This window comes from Pseudomonas sp. AIG (assembly GCF_977020205.1).
The window spans coordinates 13,385-32,758 of record NZ_CDROCK010000023.1 but is presented as its reverse complement, the minus strand read 5'-3'; the positions used below and the strand labels follow the sequence as shown (position 1 = coordinate 32,758).

19 protein-coding genes are annotated in these 19,374 nt (G+C 60.2%); 10 read left to right on the top strand and 9 right to left on the bottom strand.

Translation table 11 applies throughout. The annotated features are described in order from the left end of the window. Position 1: 1 nt before the first annotated feature. Genes rsmB through def form a run of 3 tightly spaced genes read right to left on the bottom strand, consistent with a single transcriptional unit; the run spans position 2 to position 2,833 of the window. Positions 2 to 1,312 (bottom strand): 16S rRNA (cytosine(967)-C(5))-methyltransferase RsmB, encoded by a 1,311-nt coding sequence (rsmB, locus tag ACWR1S_RS14790; protein ID WP_077575170.1) that lies wholly within the window; start codon positions 1,310 to 1,312, stop codon positions 2 to 4. Then, complete coding sequence (gene fmt, locus ACWR1S_RS14785) at positions 1,309 to 2,268, bottom strand: methionyl-tRNA formyltransferase (protein ID WP_454564022.1); 960 nt, start codon at positions 2,266 to 2,268, stop codon at positions 1,309 to 1,311. The genes rsmB and fmt overlap by 4 nt, the downstream gene beginning before the upstream one ends. A gap of 58 nt (positions 2,269 to 2,326) precedes the next feature. Then, entirely contained in the window at positions 2,327 to 2,833 is a 507-nt protein-coding gene (gene def, locus ACWR1S_RS14780; RefSeq protein ID WP_454564021.1) for a peptide deformylase, read from the bottom strand. 160 nt (positions 2,834 to 2,993) lie between these two features. Here def and ACWR1S_RS14775 point away from each other — a divergent pair, with 160 nt between their 5' ends. From ACWR1S_RS14775 to ACWR1S_RS14760, 4 genes are all read left to right on the top strand, one after another. Continuing rightward, on the top strand, positions 2,994 to 4,019 hold the full coding sequence (locus tag ACWR1S_RS14775) for a LysM peptidoglycan-binding domain-containing protein (RefSeq protein ID WP_454564020.1): 1,026 nt from the start codon (positions 2,994 to 2,996) through the stop codon (positions 4,017 to 4,019). An 80-nt stretch (positions 4,020 to 4,099) separates the two neighbouring features. Beyond that, positions 4,100 to 5,200 (top strand): DNA-processing protein DprA, encoded by a 1,101-nt coding sequence (gene dprA, locus ACWR1S_RS14770; RefSeq protein ID WP_454564019.1) that lies wholly within the window; start codon positions 4,100 to 4,102, stop codon positions 5,198 to 5,200. Positions 5,201 to 5,255: 55 nt separating this feature from the next. Next, on the top strand, positions 5,256 to 5,813 hold the full coding sequence (locus ACWR1S_RS14765; RefSeq protein WP_038359601.1) for an L-threonylcarbamoyladenylate synthase: 558 nt from the start codon (positions 5,256 to 5,258) through the stop codon (positions 5,811 to 5,813). 240 nt (positions 5,814 to 6,053) lie between these two features. Next, on the top strand, positions 6,054 to 6,728 hold the full coding sequence (locus ACWR1S_RS14760) for a hypothetical protein (protein WP_454564018.1): 675 nt from the start codon (positions 6,054 to 6,056) through the stop codon (positions 6,726 to 6,728). Positions 6,729 to 6,792: 64 nt separating this feature from the next. Here ACWR1S_RS14760 and ACWR1S_RS14755 read toward each other — a convergent pair whose 3' ends face one another. After that, positions 6,793 to 7,770, bottom strand: coding sequence for an NADPH:quinone reductase (locus tag ACWR1S_RS14755; protein WP_116028625.1), 978 nt, complete (start codon positions 7,768 to 7,770; stop codon positions 6,793 to 6,795). A 149-nt stretch (positions 7,771 to 7,919) separates the two neighbouring features. Between ACWR1S_RS14755 and hemF the strand changes: the two genes are divergently transcribed. After that, the gene (hemF, locus tag ACWR1S_RS14750) at positions 7,920 to 8,834 is read left to right on the top strand and encodes an oxygen-dependent coproporphyrinogen oxidase (protein ID WP_454564017.1); all 915 of its coding nucleotides are present in this window, start codon (positions 7,920 to 7,922) and stop codon (positions 8,832 to 8,834) included. A gap of 9 nt (positions 8,835 to 8,843) precedes the next feature. Then, positions 8,844 to 9,665 (top strand): shikimate dehydrogenase, encoded by an 822-nt coding sequence (gene aroE, locus ACWR1S_RS14745; protein ID WP_454564016.1) that lies wholly within the window; start codon positions 8,844 to 8,846, stop codon positions 9,663 to 9,665. A gap of 90 nt (positions 9,666 to 9,755) precedes the next feature. Here the strand turns inward: aroE and ACWR1S_RS14740 are convergent, their stop codons facing one another. From ACWR1S_RS14740 to betC, 3 genes are all read right to left on the bottom strand, one after another. After that, the gene (locus tag ACWR1S_RS14740; RefSeq protein ID WP_454564015.1) at positions 9,756 to 11,324 is read right to left on the bottom strand and encodes a SulP family inorganic anion transporter; all 1,569 of its coding nucleotides are present in this window, start codon (positions 11,322 to 11,324) and stop codon (positions 9,756 to 9,758) included. 256 nt (positions 11,325 to 11,580) lie between these two features. Beyond that, a complete protein-coding gene (gene choX, locus ACWR1S_RS14735) occupies positions 11,581 to 12,501 on the bottom strand; it encodes a choline ABC transporter substrate-binding protein (protein ID WP_454564014.1) in 921 nt (306 codons plus the stop codon). 16 nt (positions 12,502 to 12,517) lie between these two features. Continuing rightward, entirely contained in the window at positions 12,518 to 14,032 is a 1,515-nt protein-coding gene (betC, locus tag ACWR1S_RS14730) for a choline-sulfatase (RefSeq protein WP_454564013.1), read from the bottom strand. 114 nt (positions 14,033 to 14,146) lie between these two features. Between betC and ACWR1S_RS14725 the strand changes: the two genes are divergently transcribed. Then, positions 14,147 to 15,097, top strand: a complete 951-nt coding sequence (locus ACWR1S_RS14725; protein ID WP_454564012.1) for a choline sulfate utilization transcriptional regulator — start codon at positions 14,147 to 14,149, stop codon at positions 15,095 to 15,097. Positions 15,098 to 15,127: 30 nt separating this feature from the next. Here ACWR1S_RS14725 and ACWR1S_RS14720 read toward each other — a convergent pair whose 3' ends face one another. Continuing rightward, a complete protein-coding gene (locus ACWR1S_RS14720; protein WP_454564011.1) occupies positions 15,128 to 15,796 on the bottom strand; it encodes an NAD(P)-dependent oxidoreductase in 669 nt (222 codons plus the stop codon). An 82-nt stretch (positions 15,797 to 15,878) separates the two neighbouring features. Here ACWR1S_RS14720 and ACWR1S_RS14715 point away from each other — a divergent pair, with 82 nt between their 5' ends. Continuing rightward, entirely contained in the window at positions 15,879 to 16,205 is a 327-nt protein-coding gene (locus ACWR1S_RS14715; RefSeq protein WP_454564010.1) for a DOPA 4,5-dioxygenase family protein, read from the top strand. On the opposite strand, the gene ACWR1S_RS14710 is transcribed toward ACWR1S_RS14715, so the two are convergent. Beyond that, positions 16,206 to 16,607, bottom strand: a complete 402-nt coding sequence (locus ACWR1S_RS14710) for a GFA family protein (RefSeq protein WP_454564009.1) — start codon at positions 16,605 to 16,607, stop codon at positions 16,206 to 16,208. Between the two features lie 323 nt (positions 16,608 to 16,930). Here ACWR1S_RS14710 and ACWR1S_RS14705 point away from each other — a divergent pair, with 323 nt between their 5' ends. Both ACWR1S_RS14705 and ACWR1S_RS14700 read left to right on the top strand, forming a co-directional pair. Next, on the top strand, positions 16,931 to 18,238 hold the full coding sequence (locus tag ACWR1S_RS14705) for a CitMHS family transporter (protein WP_034152221.1): 1,308 nt from the start codon (positions 16,931 to 16,933) through the stop codon (positions 18,236 to 18,238). An 85-nt stretch (positions 18,239 to 18,323) separates the two neighbouring features. Next, positions 18,324 to 19,091 (top strand): TerC family protein, encoded by a 768-nt coding sequence (locus ACWR1S_RS14700; RefSeq protein ID WP_064116582.1) that lies wholly within the window; start codon positions 18,324 to 18,326, stop codon positions 19,089 to 19,091. Positions 19,092 to 19,374 lie beyond the last annotated feature (283 nt).

Here is a 19,374-nt window from a genome sequence, read left to right as displayed (position 1 = left end):
TTTAGCCGCGCGCGGCAGCGATCTTGATCAGCTTGGCGTAGTAGAACCCGTCATGCCCACCTTGCTGGGCCAGCAATTGGCGACCATGGGGCTGTTTGATCCCGGCCGACGTGGCCAGATCCAGTTCGCGGGCGCCGGGAGTACGCTCAAGGAACGCGGCGATGACTTCGGTGTTCTCGGTCGGCAGCGTCGAGCAGGTGGCGTACAGCAGAATGCCGCCGACTTCGAGGGTCTTCCACATGGCGTCGAGCAACTCGCCTTGCAATTGCGCGAGGGCGACGATGTCGTCCGGCTGACGGGTCAGCTTGATGTCCGGGTGGCGACGAATGACACCAGTGGCCGAACACGGCGCGTCGAGCAGGATGCGCTGGAACGGTTTGCCGTCCCACCATTTTTCGGTATCGCGACCGTCGGCGGCGATCAGCTCAGCGTTCAAGCCGAGGCGCTCAAGGTTTTCCTTGACGCGCACCAGACGTTTGGCTTCCAGATCCACCGCCACCACGCCGGCCAGCGCCGGTTCGGCTTCGAGAATGTGGCAGGTCTTGCCGCCGGGCGCGCAGCAGGCGTCGAGCACGCGTTGCCCCGGCGCCAGATCGAGCAGGTCGGCGGCCAACTGCGCCGCTTCATCCTGGACGCTGATCCAGCCTTCGGCAAAACCTGGCAGGCTGCGCACGTCAGCAGCGGCTTCGAGAATGATGCCGTCGCGGCTGTACACACATGGCGTCGCAGCAATCCCGGCCTCAGTCAGCAAACCAAGGTAAGCGTCGCGGCTGTGATGGCGGCGATTGACCCGCAGAATCATCGGCGGATGCGCATTGTTCGCTTCGCAAATCGCTTCCCACTGTTCCGGCCAGAAGGCTTTCAGGGATTTTTGCAGCCAGCGCGGGTGAGCGGTGCGCACCACTGGATCACGTTCCAGCTCGGCGAAAATCGTCTGGCTTTCGCGCTGGGCGTTGCGCAGCACGGCGTTGAGCAGGCCCTTGGCCCAAGGCTTTTTCAGCTTGTCGGCGCAACCGACGGTTTCGCCGATGGCGGCGTGGGCCGGTACGCGGGTGTAGAGCAATTGGTAGAGACCGACCAGCAGCAGCGCTTCGACATCGGCGTCGGCAGCCTTGAAGGGTTTCTGCAGAAGTTTCTCCGCCAGCGCCGAAAGACGCGGCTGCCAGCGTGCGGTGCCGAAGGCCAGATCCTGAGTAAAACCGCGATCGCGATCCTCGACCTTGTCCAGTTGTGTCGGCAGGGAGCTGTTCAGCGAGGCTTTGCCGCTGAGCACGGCGGCGAGTGCCTTGGCGGCGGCCAGACGCGGATTCATTGTGCGCCCACCGCTGCACCGAGCACTGTGCCGACCGCGAACTTCTCGCGGCGGCTGTTGAACAGGTCGCTGAAGTTCAGCGCCTTGCCGCCGGGCAATTGCAGGCGGGTCAGGCACAGGGCTTGTTCGCCGCAGGCGACGACCAGGCCGTCCTTGCTGGCGCTGAGGATTTCACCCGGTGCGCCGTTGCCGTCGGCGAGTGTCGCCGCCAGCACTTTCAGTGCTTCACCGTTGAGGGTGCTGTGGGTGATTGGCCATGGGTTGAAGGCGCGTACCAGACGCTCCAGTTCAACTGCCGGGCGGTTCCAGTCGATGCGTGCTTCGTCTTTGTTCAGCTTGTGCGCGTAGGTGGCGAGTTCGTCGTTCTGCACTTCGCCTTCCAGGGTGCCAGCGGCCAGACCGGCAATCGCTTGCACCACGGCGGGCGGGCCCATTTCGGCGAGGCGATCGTGCAGGCTGCCGCCCGTGTCTTCAGCGCTGATCGGGGTGACGACCTTGAGCAGCATCGGCCCGGTGTCGAGACCGGCTTCCATGCGCATCACGGTCACGCCGCTTTCCGCATCACCGTGTTCCACGGCACGCTGGATCGGCGCCGCACCGCGCCAGCGTGGCAGCAACGAGGCGTGACTGTTGATGCAGCCCAGACGCGGGATATCCAGCACCACTTGCGGCAGGATCAGGCCGTAGGCGACCACTACCAGCAAATCCGGTTTCAGCGCAGCCAGCTCCGCCTGGGCGTCGGCGTTACGCAACGTCGGCGGCTGCAACACCTGGATATTGTTTTCCACGGCCAGCTGTTTGACCGGGCTCGGCATCAGTTTTTGCCCGCGACCGGCCGGACGATCCGGTTGGGTGTAGACCGCAACGATCTCGTAAGGGCTGTTCAGCAGGGCCTTGAGGTGTTCGGCGGCGAATTCCGGGGTGCCGGCAAAAACGATGCGCAGTGGCTCAGTCATGAAAGGCGTCTCATAAAAAGAAAAAGGCTTGCCGCAGCAAGCCTTTGAAGGAGGGGCATCAAGCGTTCTGGCGGTGCTGCTTTTCCAGTTTCTTCTTGATCCGGTCGCGTTTGAGCGTGGACAGGTAATCGACGAACAATTTGCCGTTGAGGTGGTCGCATTCGTGCTGGATGCACACCGCGAGCAGGCCTTCGGCGATCAGCTCATAGGGCTTGCCGTCGCGGTCCAGCGCCTTGATCCTGACCTTCTGCGGGCGATCGACGTTTTCGTAGAAACCCGGTACCGAGAGGCAGCCTTCCTGGTATTGCTCCATTTCCTCGGTCAGCGATTCGAACTCGGGGTTGATGAACACCCGGGGTTCGGTGCGGTCTTCGGAAAGGTCCATCACGACGATACGTTTGTGCACGTTGACCTGGGTCGCGGCAAGGCCGATGCCCGGCGCTTCATACATTGTTTCAAACATGTCATCGACCAACTGACGCACTTCGTCGTCCACTACAGCCACTGGTTTGGCGATAGTGCGCAGACGCGGGTCCGGGAATTCGAGGATGTCTAAAATGGCCATAGGCTTTGATTGCTGCACACGTTGAGTAAAGTCGGGCGATGGCCTGGCAGGTCCGAAGATGCAGGCTACCGTTGTGAAGCGTAGCTTGTGCATTTTGCACAAGCGAGCCACGGGGGCTCTGACGGTTCACGCGAATGCACATGATAAAGGGATTCACTGCATGAGGAAAACACTACTCGCCCTGCTGCTGTTGGCTTCGGCCGGCGTGGCACAAGGGCAAGTGCAACTCAGGGATGGTTTTCCACAGCAATACACGGTGGTTTCGGGGGACACACTCTGGGACATTTCCGGCAAATACCTGCGCGAGCCCTGGCAGTGGCCACAACTGTGGCGGGCCAATCCGCAAATCGAAAACCCCAACCTGATCTATCCCGGCGACACGCTGACGCTCAGCTACGTCAACGGCCAGCCACAATTGATGCTCAATCGTGGCGATTCGCGCGGCACCATCAAACTCTCGCCACGGATCCGCACCAGTCCGGTGGCCGAGGCGATACCGAGCATTCCGCTGAAATCCATCAATAGCTTTCTGCTGAGTAACCGCATCGTCGACAAGGTCGAGGATTTCGACAAGGCACCGTATATCGTCGCCGGCGATGCCGAGCGCGTGCTCAGCGGCACCGGTGACCGGATCTTCGCGCGCGGCCATTTCGATCCGGATCAGCCGGTTTACGGGATTTTCCGTCAGGGCAAGGTCTACACCGACCCACAGACCAAGGAGTTTCTGGGGATCAACGCCGACGACATCGGCGGCGGTGAAATTGTTGCCACCGAAGGCGACGTTGCCACCCTCGCCCTGCAACGCACCACTCAGGAAGTGCGCCTCGGCGACCGCTTGTTCAGTGGCGAAGAGCGTTCGATCAATTCGACCTTCATGCCCAGCGCGCCAACGACCAACATCAACGGCGTGATCATCGATGTACCGCGCGGCGTCACCCAGATTGGTGTGATGGACGTGGTTACCCTGAACAAAGGCAAGCGCGACGGTCTGGCTGAGGGCAACGTACTGGTGGTGATGAAAACCGGCGAAACCGTGCGTGACCGCATCACCGGGCAGCCGCTGAAAATTCCCGACGAACGCGCCGGGTTGCTGATGGTGTTTCGCACCTACGACAAACTCAGCTACGGCCTCGTTCTCAACGCATCGCGCTCGCTGGCGGTGCTCGACAAGGTACGAAATCCGTAAGCTTGCTTCACAAGTTACCAACAGAGTTATCCACAGCTTGTTCCGAATGGTTCGGGGCTTATAACGATCAAGGATGATCCATGATGATGTCTGCCTCCACGCCGGTTTCCCCGGCGGAACTGGAAGCGCGCCTGCGCCTGCACCGCTTGCCGGATGTCGGCCCGAAGCGGTTTACAAAATTGCTAGAAGCCTTTGGCTCGGCGTCGAAAGCCATCAGCGCGCCGGCCAGTGCCTGGCGCTCGTTGGGCTTGCCAGCGGCGAGTGCCGAAGCGCGCCGTTGTCCAGACGTGCGCGATGGCGCCAGCCACGCAATGCGCTGGCTAGAGCGGCCGGATCAGCATTTGCTGATGTGGGACCAAGCCGATTACCCCGCGTTGCTGGCGCAGATTCCCGACCCGCCGCCAATGTTGTTCGTGGCCGGTGATCCGCTGATTCTGGAAAAACCGCAGTTGGCGATGGTCGGCAGCCGCCGCGCGTCGCGTCCGGGAATGGACACGGCAGCGGCGTTTTCCCGCAGCCTGGCCGGGGCCGGTTTTGTCATCACCAGCGGTTTGGCGCTGGGCATCGATGCTGCTGCGCATCAGGCCGCGCTGGATGTTGGCGGGTTGACCGTCGGCGTACTCGGCACCGGGCTGGAAAATTTTTATCCACAGCGCAATCGACGCTTGGCCGACGCGATGATTGCCTCGGGCAGCGCAGTGCTTTCGGAGTTCCCGCTGGACGCCGGGCCGACCGCGAGCAACTTCCCGCGACGTAACCGGATCATTAGCGGATTGTCCCTCGGCGTGCTGGTGGTCGAGGCCAGTGTCGCTAGCGGTTCATTGATCACCGCACGGCTGGCAGCGGAACAGGGGCGCGAGGTTTACGCGATTCCCGGTTCGATCCATCACCCCGGTGCGCGCGGTTGTCACCAGTTGATTCGCGACGGCGCGGTGCTGGTGGAAACCATCGAACACATCCTCGAAGCCCTGCGCGGCTGGCAGCATTTGCCGTTGTCCACGGACACTGCGAAAGTCGATCATCCACTGCTCATTCTGCTCCACGCGGCGCCGCACACCAGCGAAGGCTTGGCCGACAGCAGCGGCTGGGCATTACCGAAAGTGCTGGCGGCCCTGACCGAACTGGAAATGGATGGCCGTGCGGTGTGCGAAAACGGTCGCTGGTTGGCCAGGACGAGCTAGGTTTTACAAGGAAGATCGGTAAACTGCGCGAAACCTGATTGCGGAGAGTTTTTTCATGGTCAACAGTTGGCGTGTGCAACAAGCCGCACGAGAGATTCGCGCCGGGGCGGTGATTGCCTATCCAACCGAAGCTGTCTGGGGCCTGGGTTGCGACCCGTGGAATGAAGAGGCGGTGGATCGATTGCTGGCGATCAAGAATCGCTCGGTGGTCAAAGGACTGATTCTGGTTGCCGACAACATTCGCCAGTTCGACTTCCTGTTCGAAGACTTCCCGCAAGAGTGGATCGACCGCATGGCCAGCACCTGGCCGGGGCCGAACACCTGGCTGGTGCCGCATCAGGGCTTGTTGCCGGAATGGGTCACCGGTGTGCACGACACCGTGGCGCTGCGGGTCAGTGATCATCCGCAAGTGCGCGATCTGTGCTCGATGGTCGGGCCGTTGATTTCGACCTCGGCCAACCCGCAGGGTCGCCCGGCGGCGCGCACCCGATTGCGCGTTGAGCAATATTTCCGGGGGCAGATCGATTTGATACTGGGCGGGCAACTGGGTGGGCGCAAGAACCCCAGCGTGATCCGTGATCTGGCCACTGGAAAAGTCATTCGTCCCGACTGAACCGGCCTCGAACATTTGTAACGTGAGTACTCCTCGCCTTGTCGGCGAGGAGTACTACGCGTGCCTGCGATTTATCCTGCAATGATGCTTGTTGTTGCGTCGGAGAAATCCTCAACTGCTTGGATTAGCTGAATTTTCCCACCTGATTATCAGACCGCGTTTCATGGCGGTATCGCCAAAAGCAACCATCCTTTCCCTGCACTCGGAACACTTCGATAAGTTAAGGTCTGCGGAGAAAGAATGGACACTACGGATTTGCAACTCACGGATTACCTGCAGACGCTTCAGGTGACGTTAAACAGTCATCAGGAGGGTTGCCGTATCGTGAGGCTTGAAGCGGGGTCGGATACCCAAGTGTTCGATCGGTTTATCGATCGGCAATTTCGGCTTCGGCTGCAGCACTACATGCTGACGTCGAGGGCGCGGATGCTCGAAACCCGACTGGCGACAAGGTCGCGCAGTACTCACTTTCTGCTGTATCGGCACGAACAGTTGCTGGCGGTATTGAGGGCCACTCCGGCGCCGTTCGAGTGGGCATCGCTGGCGCAGCAGCATGTTTCGCCCACGGTGGCGTTGTCACGGCATGTCGAGCTCAGTCGCTTGATCTCGCAGGCGCCCAGCCAACAGCCCATCGCCGTCAACAGTCTGCTGGCGGCCGCTGCCGAGTGGGCCATAAACCAGGGCTATCAAGGTGTCACTGCGTTGTGCAGGGCATCGCAGTTGCGCCTGTACCAGCGATTCGGGCTGATGCCGGTCGCCTCCAATCCCTTGCAGATTGAACATCGCGCACGCGGTGATTACTGGGTGTTGTCAGCCGAGTGGCGGCAAATCCTCGCAGCGGTTCAACAGCCTGATCACACGAGGGTCGGGCATTGGCCGCAAAAACCATTGGCGAGTCATCCACCGAGGTTCTGAACACAGCCGAATCGTCCTGCCAGCCATGGTTGTGAAACCCTGACTGGCAGGACGCCGGACGGTATCAGGGCAGCAGAACGGTGGAGCCGGTGGTGCGTCGCGCCGACAGTTCGGTTTGCGCCTTCGCCGCATCAGCCAGTGAATAACGCTGGCTGATGTCCACCTTCAGCTTGCCGCTGATGATCATCTCGAACAATTCATCGGCCATCCGCTGCAGGTTTTCGGCGTTGTTGGCATAAGTCGCCAGCGTCGGTCGGGTCACGTACAGCGAACCCTTGGCGGAGAGAATCCCCAGATTCACGCCGTCCACTGCACCAGAGGCATTACCGAAGCTCACGACCAGGCCGCGCGGCGACACGCTGTCGAGGGACGTCAGCCAGGTGTCCTTGCCGACACCGTCATAGACCACCGGGACTTTCTTGCCGTCGGTCAATTCCAGCACGCGCTGGGCAACGTTTTCGTGGCTGTAATCGATCGTCGCCCACGCGCCATTGGCCTTGGCCAGTTCGGCTTTTTCTTTGGAACTGACGGTGCCAATCAGCTTCACGCCTAACGCTTTGGCCCATTGGCAGGCCAGTGAACCGACACCGCCGGCCGCCGCGTGGAACAGAATGGTTTCGCCACCCTTGAGTTCATAGGTCTGGCGCAGCAGATACTGCACGGTCAGGCCTTTGAGCATGACCCCGGCAGCGGTTTCGAAACTGATTTCGTCGGGCAGGTGCACCAGATTGTCCTGAGGCAGCACATGCAGTTCGCTGTAAGCACCCAATGGGCCGCTGCCATAGGCGACGCGATCGCCGACCTTGAACCGGGTGACGTCGCTGCCCACGGCATCGACGATGCCCGCACCTTCAGCTCCCAGGCCGGACGGCAAGGCTGGCGGCGCATACAGGCCGCTGCGGAAATAGGTGTCGATGAAGTTCAAGCCAATGGCCTTGTTGGCCACGCGCACCTGATTCGGGCCGGGCGCAGCGGGTTGGTAGTCAACATATTCGAGTACTTCGGGACCGCCGTGGGCGCGGAACTGGATACGCTTTGCCATCTGCCTGCTCTCCTTGGGTCTTTTGTAAGCCCCCTATCCAACTCCCATGCTTGATCTTCGTCAACTGCGGCGCGCCAGTCTGCGGTGGTATGCTACGCGCCCATTTGCGTCGCCCGCCTGCGGGGCGCCGCCCGATTCAAGGTGAAGCCATGACGACCCGCACCGACGCCGTAAAGGCCTATCTGCTCGACCTGCAAGACCGCATCTGCGCGGCTCTCGAAACCGAAGACGGCGGCACGCGCTTCGTCGAAGACGCCTGGACCCGGCCCGCCGGCGGTGGTGGTCGCACCCGCGTGATCGAGAACGGTACGGTGATCGAAAAGGGTGGCGTCAACTTCTCCCACGTCTTTGGCAGCGGTCTGCCGCCATCGGCCAGCGCCCATCGCCCGGAACTGGCCGGGCGCGGTTTTGAAGCCCTCGGCGTGTCACTGGTGATCCACCCGCACAACCCGCACGTGCCGACATCTCACGCCAACGTGCGCTTTTTCATCGCCGAAAAAGAGGGTGAAGAGCCTGTCTGGTGGTTCGGCGGCGGCTTCGACCTGACGCCGTATTACGGCAACGAAGAAGACTGCGTTCATTGGCACCGCGTTGCCGAACAGGCTTGCGCGCCGTTCGGGCCGGATGTCTACCCGCGCTACAAAGCCTGGTGTGACACCTATTTCCACATCAAGCATCGCCACGAACCCCGCGGTATCGGCGGTCTGTTCTTCGATGACCTGAACGAGTGGGACTTCGACACCAGCTTCGCCTTCATGCGCGCCATTGGTGATGCTTTCATCGACGCTTATCTGCCGATCGTGCAGCGCCGCAAAAACGATGCCTTCACGGCTCAGCAGCGTGAATTCCAGGAGTTCCGTCGTGGCCGTTACGTCGAGTTCAATCTGGTCTACGACCGTGGCACCTTGTTCGGTCTGCAATCGGGCGGGCGTACCGAGTCGATCCTGATGTCGTTGCCGCCGCAAGTGCGCTGGGGCTACGACTGGAAGGCCGAGCCTGGCAGCGAAGAAGCACGCCTGACCGAATACTTCCTGCAAGACCGCGACTGGTTAGGCGAAGCCTGAGGATTTCTGATGGATCGTTACGTCGTTTTCGGTAACCCGATCGGCCACAGCAAATCGCCGATGATTCACAAACTGTTCGCCGAGCAGACTGGGCAGCACCTCGACTACAGCACCTTGCTGGCGCCGCTCGATGATTTCGCCGGCTGCGCCACGGCGTTTTTCCGGGACGGGCGTGGCGCCAACGTCACCGTGCCGTTCAAGGAAGACGCTTACCGTTTGGCCAACAGCCTGACCGCCCGCGCCCAACGGGCCGGCGCGGTGAACACCTTGAGCAAACTGGCCGATGGCTCGCTGTTGGGCGACAACACCGACGGCGCCGGACTGGTGCGCGATCTGACGGTGAACGCCGGGTTCAGCCTGAGCGGCAAACGCATCCTGCTGCTGGGCGCCGGTGGCGCGGTGCGCGGTGCGCTGGAGCCGTTGCTGGCGGAGCAACCGGCGTCGGTGATCATCGCCAATCGCACAGTGGACAAGGCTGAGTTGCTGGCAGAGTTGTTCTGCGACCTGGGGCCAGTGTCGGCCAGTGGTTTTGACTGGTTGCGCGAGCCGGTGGACGTGATCATCAACGCCACGTCGGCGAGCCTCACCGGCGATGTGCCGCCGATTGCGCCGAGCCTGATCGAACCGGGCAAAACCCTGTGCTACGACATGATGTATGGCAAGGAACCGACGGCGTTCTGCCGTTGGGCCAGTGAGCATGGCGCGGCGGTGGCGATGGATGGCTTGGGGATGCTCGCCGAGCAGGCCGCCGAGGCGTTCTTTTTGTGGCGCGGTGTGCGCCCAGACACGGCGCCCGTGCTCACAGAGCTGCGTCGACAACTGGCCCTTTAAAAGCTTCGCGAGCAAGCTCGTTCCCACAGTGGAATGCGATCAAATGTGGGAGCGAGCTTGCTCGCGAATGGCCGCACCGCCGGTCTTTGATCAATCCTCAAACCGGATCGGGCATTTCTCCGGCCCTTCCAGCTTCCGCAACTCCTCCACCACCTGCGGCCGCGCCCGGCGCAACGTCAGGCTGCGATTCTGGCTCAGCAAACGCCGCGCCTCCTGATGCAGCATCTCCACCCCGGAATAGTCGATGAAGTTGATCTGCTGCGCCTCGATCACCACCCGTGCGCCATGCAGGCGCTGCAGGCGCACTTGCAGGTAATGGCTGGCACCGAAAAAGATTGAGCCGCCGACGCGCAATACATCGTCCTCACCGTCGCGCCAATGCTGCACGCGCGGTTGCGAGGTGCGCTTGAGGTAGAAAAACAGCGAGGCCAGCACACCGGCATAAATGGCCGTCTGCAATTCCAGCAGCAACGTCGCGAGGCAAGTCAGCGCCATCACCACGAACTCGGCACGGCTGACCCGCAGTAACGCACGAATGCCGCGATGATCGACCAGGCCCCAGGCAATCAAAAGAATGCTGCCCGCCATCGCCGGAATCGGAATGTGCGCAATCAGCCCCGCGCCGAAAATCGCAAACAATGCCACCCATATCGCCGAAAAAATCCCGGCCAGCGGCGAGCAGGCGCCCGCCTCGTAACTCAAACCGGAACGGGTAAACGATCCGGCCGACAACGACCCGGAAAAGAACGCCCCGACGATATTCGACAAGCCCTGCGCACGGACTTCCTGATTGGCATCGAGTAATTGCTGCGAGCGTGCCGAAATCGAGCGGGCAATCGACAGACTGGTGACCAGTCCAAGCATGCCCACCGCCACGGCGCTCGGCAGCAATCGCAGGATCAAGTCCAGATCCAGCGGTAATCCGCTGAACGGCGGCAACCGCCCGACAAACGCGCTGACCAGATGCACGTGGCCGAACATGCCCGGCCACAACCACACCAGCAGACTGGCCAATGCGAGGGTTATCAACAGCGTCGGCCAGCGCGGTAGCAGTTGTTTCAGGACGATGCCGACCACGACCGTGGTGGCGCCGAGCACTAACGAAGGTTTATCCACAGCCCTGAGGTGTTGCAGCAGATCCATCAAACTCGCCAGCGCCGTAGCCTTGGCCGGCAACTCCAGCCCCAGCAGGTTCGGCAATTGGCCGATGGCGATCACCACTGCGGCACCGAGGGTGAACCCCAGCACCACCGAATGCGAGACGAAATTCACCAGCGCGCCGAACCGCAGTAAACCGAGCAGCCACTGGAAAATCCCGGCTAGAAACGTCAGCAACAGAATCAGCGTGATGTAGTCCTGCGAGGCTGGCACGGCCAAGGGACTGACGCTGGCGTACAGCACGATCGAGATCGCCGCCGTCGGGCCGCAGATCAAATGCCACGATGAACCCCACAGGCAGGCGATCAGCACCGGGATGATTGCCGCGTAGAGGCCGTATTCCGGTGGGAGACCGGCGATCAGCGCGTAGGCAATCGACTGGGGTAACGCGAGAATTGCGCCGCTGAGGCCAACGATCAGATCCCGTCCGACGCTGGCGCGGGTTTGCCGCGGTAGCCAGGTGAGGAAGGGCAAGAGAGAGTGGCGGCTGGGGAAGGCCATGGATCCTCGCGGTTGGGATTTTGTTCAAGGTTATCAGGGTGTCAGGGGAAAGGCCCTTCACCCTAGCCCTCTACCAGAGGGAGAGGGGACCGAGCGCGGTGTTTGTCAGAGATTCACCGACCTGCGATTTCAGAGTTGAACGCAAGTTTTGAATCCAACAGATATCGGCTCCCTTTCCCCCTCGCCCCTCTGGGGGAGAGGGCTGGGGTGAGGGGGCAACAATCTCAAGCCGGGCACAATTCCAGCCACCCCACGATCAAAGCTTCGCCTTCACCGCCACCAACGCATCCTTGCCATCGATGGTCTTCACCCCATCCAGCCACTTATCCAGCACCGCCGGATTGGCCTTGATCCACGCCTTCGCCGCCTCGGCATTAGTGACCTTCTTGTTCACCACCTCAGCCATGATGCTGTTCTCCATCTCCTGGGTGAACGAAAGATTGGTCAGCAATTTACCCACATTCGGACACGCCTCGGCGTAGGCCTTGCGCGTCAACGTAAACACGCTGCCGGTGTCGCCAAAGTACTTCTCGCCACCCTTCAGGTAATGCATTTTCAACTGCACGTTCATCGGGTGCGGAGTCCAGCCAAGGAAGGTGACGAATTTCTGTTTCTTCACCGCCCGCGATACCTCGGCCAGCATCGCCTGTTCGCTGGATTCGATCAGCTTCCACTGGCCCATGTCGAAGTCGTTCTTCTTGATGATTTCCTGCAACGAAATGTTCGCCGGTGCGCCCGAGCCGATGCCGTAGATCTTGTGCTCGAACTTGTCGGCGTATTTGTTCAGGTCGGCAAAGTTATGCACACCCGCATCCCACACGTAGTCCGGCACGGCGAGGGTGAACTCGGTGCCGTCCAGATTCTTCGCCAGTTGCGTGACATCGCCGGTGGCGACGAACTTGTCGTAGAAGCCCTGCTGCGCCGGCATCCAGTTGCCGAGAAAGACATCCACCTGACCATCCTTCAATCCGCCAAAGGTGATCGGCACCGCAAGGGTGTCGACCTTGGCCTTGTAGCCCATGCCGTCCAGCAGAAACCCGGTGATGGCGTTGGTCGCGGCAATGTCGCTCCAGCCCGGGTCGGCCATTTTCACCGTGTCGCAGCTCTGCTCGGCGAACGCTGAAGCGCTGCTCAGCGCGAGCAGGCCAACCGTCACTACTGTGGATAACTTACGCATGGACTTCCCCTTAACATTATTGGTTTTGGCAGGGTTGTGGATAACGTGCTTTGCGTTCCAGATCATCGAGGTCGATATGGTTGCGCATGTACTGCTGACTGGCGTCCACCAGCGGCTGGTGATCCCAGCTCTTCAGCTTGCCGAGGGTTAACGCGTCGGCGACAAAACGGCGGCGGCGCTGGCTGGCGAGTACCTCCTGGTGAATCGCCGGAATGTCCCACTTGGCCCGCGCTTCGGCGAGAAAATCGTCGAAAAGCGGGCGATGCTGCGGCGATTGGCTGAGTTCTTCCCGTTCGCGCGGATCGTTGTCTACGTCGAAGAGCAGGCAAGGGTCGCTCTCACTGTAGATAAATTTATAGGCTCCGCGACGGATCATCATCAATGGGCTGACGGTGCCTTCGGCCATGTATTCGCCGAACACTTCGTCATGGCCGCCCTGCCCTTGCAGGTGCGAGACCAATGAACGGCCATCCAGCGGCAGGCCCGGTTCCAGCGTGCCGCCGGCCAGTTCAACAAATGTCGGTAGCAGGTCGGCGGTCGACACGGCAGCGCTGACACGCCCGGCAGCGAATTGGCCTGGCGCACTTATCAACAGGGGCACACGGGCTGCCATCTCGTACCAGTGCATTTTGTACCAGAGGCCTTTCTCGCCGAGCATGTCGCCGTGGTCGCCGGAGAAGACGATGATTGTGTCTTCGATTAACCCGGTTTCTTCCAGTGTTTGCAGAAGTTTGCCGACGTTGGCGTCTATATAGCTGCACGCCCCGAAGTACGCCCGACGTGCATCGCGAATCTTATCCACAGGCAGCGGCTTATCCCACAAGTCGTAAACCTTGAGCAGGCGCTGGGAATGCGGATCGAGCTCATGTTGATTCGGCGTGGTAGGAAGCGGGATATCAGCATCGTCGTACAAATCCCAGAATGCCTTGGGAATGGTGTACGGGTCGTGTGGGTGAGTCATCGACACGGTCAGGCAGAACGGCTGGTCGCCGTCCTCGCGAATATGATCGAACAGATACTGCTGCGCCTTGAACACCACCTCTTCATCGAAATCGAGCTGGTTGGTGCGCACACACGGACCGGCCTGCAGCACCGAAGACATATTGTGATACCAGGTCGGGCGCACATCCGGCTCATCCCAGTTCACGGCCCAACCGTAATCTGCCGGGTAGATATCGCTGGTCAGGCGTTCTTCATAACCGTGCAACTGGTCCGGGCCGCAGAAATGCATTTTCCCCGACAGTGCAGTGCGGTACCCGAGGCGGCGCAGATAGTGAGCGTAGGTGGGAACATCGGCGGGGAAGTCGGCCGCATTGTCGTAGGCGCCGATCTTGCTCGGCAACTGGCCACTGACCAGGGTGAAACGGGACGGCGCGCACAACGGGCTGTTGCAGTAAGCGGCGTCGAACACCACGCCTTGGGCGGCGAGGCGGGAGAGATTCGGCAGTTTGATCGGCGACGGGCCGTAGAACGGCAACATTGGCGCGGCCATCTGATCGGCCATGATGAAAAGAATATTCTTGCGCTTCATGTGATCGCGGCATTCCATAGTGAATATTTATGCGACATTGCTGCGATCGAGCATGGAGTCCATGCTGTAAACGGTAAAGCCCGCCACAGACAATGACTAGGATAAGCACTGCTTATGTATGAAGCCTTGGGTGATCTGTCGCTCGATCTGTTGCGCGCGTTCGAAGCGGCAGCCCGCCAGCGCAGCTTTACCGCCGCGGCGGTTGAGCTTGGCACCACGCAACCAGCGATCAGCCAGCAGATCAAACGGCTGGAAGAACAGCTCGGCACGCGGCTATTTGATCGCATTTACCGTGGGATCGAGCTGACCGAAGTCGGCGCGATACTGTTTGAGCAAGTTACCCTCGGTTTGCAGAATATCGATGCAGGATTGAGCGCGATCAGCGCACAGCAGCAACATGAAGTTCTGCAAGTTGCCACCGATTTTGCCTTCGCTGCGTATTGGCTGATGCCACGTCTGCACCGCTTTCACGAAGCCAATCCGCAGGTCGACGTCAGCCTGGTGACCAGTGAACGCAACCACAACATGCTGCGTACTGATATCGATGTCGCGATTCTGTTCGGCGACGGGCGTTTCAAGCAGGGCGAAAGTCACTGGTTGTTCAGTGAAGAAGTGTTTCCGGTGTGCAGTCCGCAATTGCTCAAGGGCCGCGCGCTGCCCTTGCCGACTCACGCGTTGCTGGAATTGCCGTTGTTGCATCTGCGTGGCGAAAACAGCAGTAACTGGTTTGACTGGAGCGGATTGTTTCGCGAGTTGGGCATCAGCACGCCGCCAGCACCGGGGCAGTTGCGTTTCGACAATTACACGCTGTTAATTCAAGCGGCGATTGGCGGGCAAGGCGTGGCGATTGGCTGGCGCCACCTTGTGGATAACTTGCTGACCCAAGGTTTGTTGTGTCGGCCGATTGCTGAAACCACGCTGTCGCGGTTGGGGTATTACGTGGTATTGCCGCAGCGCAAACGCCGCGGGGCGTTGATTCAACAGTTTGTCGATTGGTTGATGGCGGAGCAGGCGAGCAGCGCCGAATCCCTGAATGGGCTGGCGCTGCCTTCGATTGCTGTTTGAAGATCAAAAGATCGCAGACTGCGCCAAGTCCTACATGGAGTCGGTGGCGGCGATGAAATTGACGTGCTGCCCCACATGAAGATTCAGCCGCAGCTCATCGGCAATCCCCACCGCCACACGATTCAGCCGTTCCAGCGGCTCAGCCAATCCTGGCTCAAGATTGCCGCCGACCTGACTGAAATGCTCAATCGTCAGCCCGGCCACGCCGTGCGGAGCATTGACCAGCGTCCACTGCAACGGGCTGCTTTGCAGCGCTTCACGAATTTCCTCGGCCGCATGGCGTTGCAGGCGATCGTCCAGTTCCGGCTCATCAAGCACCGAGAACTCTCCCACCAAAAACAGCCGCGAAACATTCGCCGCTTGCAGTCCATCGACCAAAGCATCTACGGCTAATACCTGCTCAACCGGTCCGAGCACCACCGAGCGTTCAACGTGATCACTGCTGAACGGCAATCCCGGCGCATCCAATAAACAGATGACCGCCGAACTGCCTGCCACACTTTGATTGACCCGCTCGGAATCGAACAGATCACCGCTTTTCGTACGTAGGCCCGGACGCGGCGCAAGCGCGGTGAGGTCGTCGAGAATGGCGATGACTTCGTGCTGGCGACGCAGCAACTCAGCCATCAACGCACCGCCCAGGCTACTCATGGCACCATAGAGCACCACTTTTACCGCCGGGGTTTCGGCATTTTTCATGGCTGATCCCTTTTGTTTTCCCTTGTAAGGCGTGTGACATACGGGCAACGCCGAGGGTTCGAACCGATTCAGAGGCTTTCCGATGCAAGCGATCAAGGGTTATCACGCCCACGTCTATTTCGACGCCAGCACCATCGAGCAGGCGCGGGCTTTGTGCGAGCAGGCCGCGCAGCGGTTTGCGCTGAAAATGGGCCGCGTTCACGAACGCCCGGTCGGGCCGCATCCGGACTGGAGTTGCCAACTGGCCTTCGGCCCCGAACGGGTCGCTGATGTGCTGCCGTGGCTGGCGCTCAATCGCAAAGGCCTGGTGGTGTTTTTGCACCCGGACACTGGTGATGACTTGCTCGACCATACGGAGCACGCGATCTGGATGGGCGCAATCAGGCCGCTGAATTTGTCTGTTTTTTGATCAAAGCGTTTCTTCGATTTCGCTCGGCAGATGCTCGTCCAGATGCAGCCAGGGCAATTGGCTGTCGGTCCAGATATGTCGTTCGGCCGGCGCCAGTTCCGGGTGATCCAGCGTGGCGATGGTCACGTCGATGCTCTCGGGACTGAGCAGCGTCACCAACGCCAGTTGCGCGCCGCACTGCGCACAGAAGTACCGCGCGCAACTGGCGGATGAGTCATAACGCGCCGGCTTACCGGCCAGCCATTGAAAACTCACCGCCGGCACGGTGATCCACGTCGTGACAATCCCGCCGCTGACTTTGCGGCAAATCGAGCAATGACAGTGGGCGATGTCGTGCAGCGCCCCACTGAACTGATAACGAATGTGTCCGCAGTGGCAACCGCCGCTGTGCAATTCGCTCATGTCGAACGCCCTCCTTCCCGTGTTTGTTGACTGTAGTTCGCATCCGACGACCGGTTGACCGTTCATTCAAAGCTTTCTGCAGCGAAAGGTAGCTGAAAGCTTCCGCGATTAGGATCGCCTCCACTTCCGGCAACAGACCGGTTGGCCAATGCGTGTGATACCTCGCGCGAACGGCCCAATTAACAACAACAATGGTGATTCTGATGTCCTCTGCAACCCGCCTCCTCGCTTTGACTCCGCCCGTACGTCTCGTGCTTCCCGTTCTGCGCTGATCCCGTCCGATCTGCTCATTTAACTCGCCGCGCTACGCCTGGAGTATTCCCATGCTGACTTTCCTTGGCTTCGCCATGGTCATCACGTTCATGTTCCTGATCATGACCAAGCGCCTGTCCGCGCTGATCGCTCTGATCATCATCCCGATCGTCTTCGCCCTGTTCGGCGGTTTTGCACCGAAGATCGGCCCGATGATGCTCGAAGGCATTACCAAGCTGGCGCCGACTGGCGTGATGCTGATGTTCGCCATTCTCTATTTCGCCCTGATGATCGACTCCGGCCTGTTCGACCCGGCCGTGCGCAAGATCCTCAAACTGGTCAAGGGTGACCCGCTGAAGGTTTCAGTCGGCACCGCCGTACTGGCGCTCGTCGTCTCCCTCGACGGTGACGGCGCGACCACTTACATGATCTGCGTGGCCGCCATGCTGCCGCTGTACAGCCGCATCGGCATGAGCCCGCGGATCATGGCCGGTCTGATCATCCTTGCCGGTGGCGTGATGAACATGACCCCGTGGGGCGGCCCGACTGCCCGTGCGGCGAGTGCGTTGCATGTCGACCCGTCGGATATCTTCGTGCCGATGATTCCGGCCATGGCCGCCGGCGTGGTGGCGATCCTGCTTATCGCCTACTTCTACGGCAAACGTGAGCGAGCACGCCTTGGTGAACTTCACTTGGCCGGCGACGAGATCGACCACAGCGAAATCAGCGTCTCGCAATTCCCCGATGCCCGCCGTCCAAAACTGATCTGGTTCAACGGCGCGCTGACCTTCGGCCTGATGTGCACCCTGATTGCTGGCCTGCTGCCTTTGCCGGTGCTGTTCATGGTGGCGTTCAGTATTGCCATGATCGTCAACTACCCTTGCCTGCAGATGCAGAAGGATCGCGTCGCGGCTCACGCCGGCAGCGTGCTGGCAGTGGTCGGGCTGATCTTTGCGGCGGGTATCTTCACCGGTATCCTGAGCGGCACCGGCATGGTTGATGCGATGTCGAAGAGCCTGTTGGCAGTGATTCCGGATTTCCTCGGCCCGTATCTGGCCGTGATCACGGCGCTGGTGAGCATGCCGTTCACCTTCTTCATGTCCAACGATGCGTTCTACTATGGCGTGTTGCCGGTGTTGGCCGAAGCCGCCAGCCACTACGGGATTACCGCAGTGGAAATGGCCCGTGCCTCGATCGTCGGTCAACCCGTCCACTTGCTGAGCCCGTTGGTGCCATCGACCTATCTGTTGGTGGCCCTGGCCGGTATTGATTTTGGTGACCACCAGCGTTTCACCCTGAAATGGGCGATCCTGGTGTGTATCTGCATCCTGATTGCTGCACTGCTGTTGGGGACTTTCCCGGTGTTCAGCACTCTATAAGCCCAAGACTCACCGTTTCGGATCCTGGCCTCGCGGTTTGAAGCCCGGACCTTTTTCGGTTTAACACTCGCTCAAAGGAATACACATGGATTGGCTGACCAACCCCGAAATCTGGGTTGCCTTCTTTACCCTGACCGCCCTGGAAATCGTTCTGGGCATCGATAACATCATCATGATTTCGATCCTGGTCAGCCGCATGCCCAAACACATGCAGCAACGCACCCGGATCTTCGGTCTTGGCCTGGCCATGATCACCCGGATCCTGTTGCTGCTGTCGATCACCTGGGTCATGCGCCTCACCGCCGACCTGTTCGAAGTGTTCGGCCAGGGCATCTCCGGTCGTGACCTGATCCTGTTCTTCGGTGGTCTGTTCCTGCTGTGGAAGAGTTCGCAAGAGATGTACCACGCGCTGGAAGGCGAGGACGAAAGCGACGACACGCCTGGCGGCAAAGGTGGCAACTTCCTTTACACCATCATCCAGATCGCGATCATCGACATCGTCTTCTCGCTGGATTCGGTGATCACCGCTGTCGGCATGGTTTCTCACGTGCCGGTGATGGTCGCGGCGATTGTCGTGGCCGTGCTGGTGATGATGCTGGCCTCGGGCAAGATCAGCGAATTCATCGACAAGCACCCGTCGCTGAAAATGCTGGCGCTGTCGTTCCTGCTGGTGGTCGGTACCGTGCTGATTGCCGAGTCGTTCGACGTGCATGTACCGAAAGGCTACGTCTACTTCGCCATGGCGTTCTCGCTGGCGGTGGAAGCGATCAACATCAAGCTGCGCGGCGCGATGGCCAAGAAAAAACAGCAGCAAGACCCGGTGAAACTGCGCAAGGACATCCCGGGCCAGTAACCCGGTAGTCTTCAGGCAACACCCCTTGTAGGAGTGAGCCTGCTCGCGATAGCGGTCTGTCAGTCAACATCAATGTTGAGGCTGATGGCCCTATCGCGAGCAGGCTCACTCCTACATTTGTTTGTGGTGGATTCAGGTGGGTGTATGAAGCGCTTTTCATGACACTTTTGTTTCAATCCACACTTTAGCTGTGCAATGCTGGCGCCCAGTCCGTTAGCCAACTACAGCTTAAGTATCAAAAACGTAGAAACCGCGCGGTACCGTCAACTTGCCTCTCTGAGGC

Coding starts and splice junctions, on each gene's coding strand:
- rsmB (WP_077575170.1), bottom strand. CDS start 1,312: ATGAATCCGCGTCTGGCCGCCGCCAAGGCACTCGCCGCCGTGCTCAGC.
- fmt (WP_454564022.1), bottom strand. CDS start 2,268: ATGACTGAGCCACTGCGCATCGTTTTTGCCGGCACCCCGGAATTCGCC.
- def (WP_454564021.1), bottom strand. CDS start 2,833: ATGGCCATTTTAGACATCCTCGAATTCCCGGACCCGCGTCTGCGCACT.
- ACWR1S_RS14775 (WP_454564020.1), top strand. CDS start 2,994: ATGAGGAAAACACTACTCGCCCTGCTGCTGTTGGCTTCGGCCGGCGTG.
- dprA (WP_454564019.1), top strand. CDS start 4,100: ATGATGATGTCTGCCTCCACGCCGGTTTCCCCGGCGGAACTGGAAGCG.
- ACWR1S_RS14765 (WP_038359601.1), top strand. CDS start 5,256: ATGGTCAACAGTTGGCGTGTGCAACAAGCCGCACGAGAGATTCGCGCC.
- ACWR1S_RS14760 (WP_454564018.1), top strand. CDS start 6,054: ATGGACACTACGGATTTGCAACTCACGGATTACCTGCAGACGCTTCAG.
- ACWR1S_RS14755 (WP_116028625.1), bottom strand. CDS start 7,770: ATGGCAAAGCGTATCCAGTTCCGCGCCCACGGCGGTCCCGAAGTACTC.
- hemF (WP_454564017.1), top strand. CDS start 7,920: ATGACGACCCGCACCGACGCCGTAAAGGCCTATCTGCTCGACCTGCAA.
- aroE (WP_454564016.1), top strand. CDS start 8,844: ATGGATCGTTACGTCGTTTTCGGTAACCCGATCGGCCACAGCAAATCG.
- ACWR1S_RS14740 (WP_454564015.1), bottom strand. CDS start 11,324: ATGGCCTTCCCCAGCCGCCACTCTCTCTTGCCCTTCCTCACCTGGCTA.
- choX (WP_454564014.1), bottom strand. CDS start 12,501: ATGCGTAAGTTATCCACAGTAGTGACGGTTGGCCTGCTCGCGCTGAGC.
- betC (WP_454564013.1), bottom strand. CDS start 14,032: ATGAAGCGCAAGAATATTCTTTTCATCATGGCCGATCAGATGGCCGCG.
- ACWR1S_RS14725 (WP_454564012.1), top strand. CDS start 14,147: ATGTATGAAGCCTTGGGTGATCTGTCGCTCGATCTGTTGCGCGCGTTC.
- ACWR1S_RS14720 (WP_454564011.1), bottom strand. CDS start 15,796: ATGAAAAATGCCGAAACCCCGGCGGTAAAAGTGGTGCTCTATGGTGCC.
- ACWR1S_RS14715 (WP_454564010.1), top strand. CDS start 15,879: ATGCAAGCGATCAAGGGTTATCACGCCCACGTCTATTTCGACGCCAGC.
- ACWR1S_RS14710 (WP_454564009.1), bottom strand. CDS start 16,607: ATGAGCGAATTGCACAGCGGCGGTTGCCACTGCGGACACATTCGTTAT.
- ACWR1S_RS14705 (WP_034152221.1), top strand. CDS start 16,931: ATGCTGACTTTCCTTGGCTTCGCCATGGTCATCACGTTCATGTTCCTG.
- ACWR1S_RS14700 (WP_064116582.1), top strand. CDS start 18,324: ATGGATTGGCTGACCAACCCCGAAATCTGGGTTGCCTTCTTTACCCTG.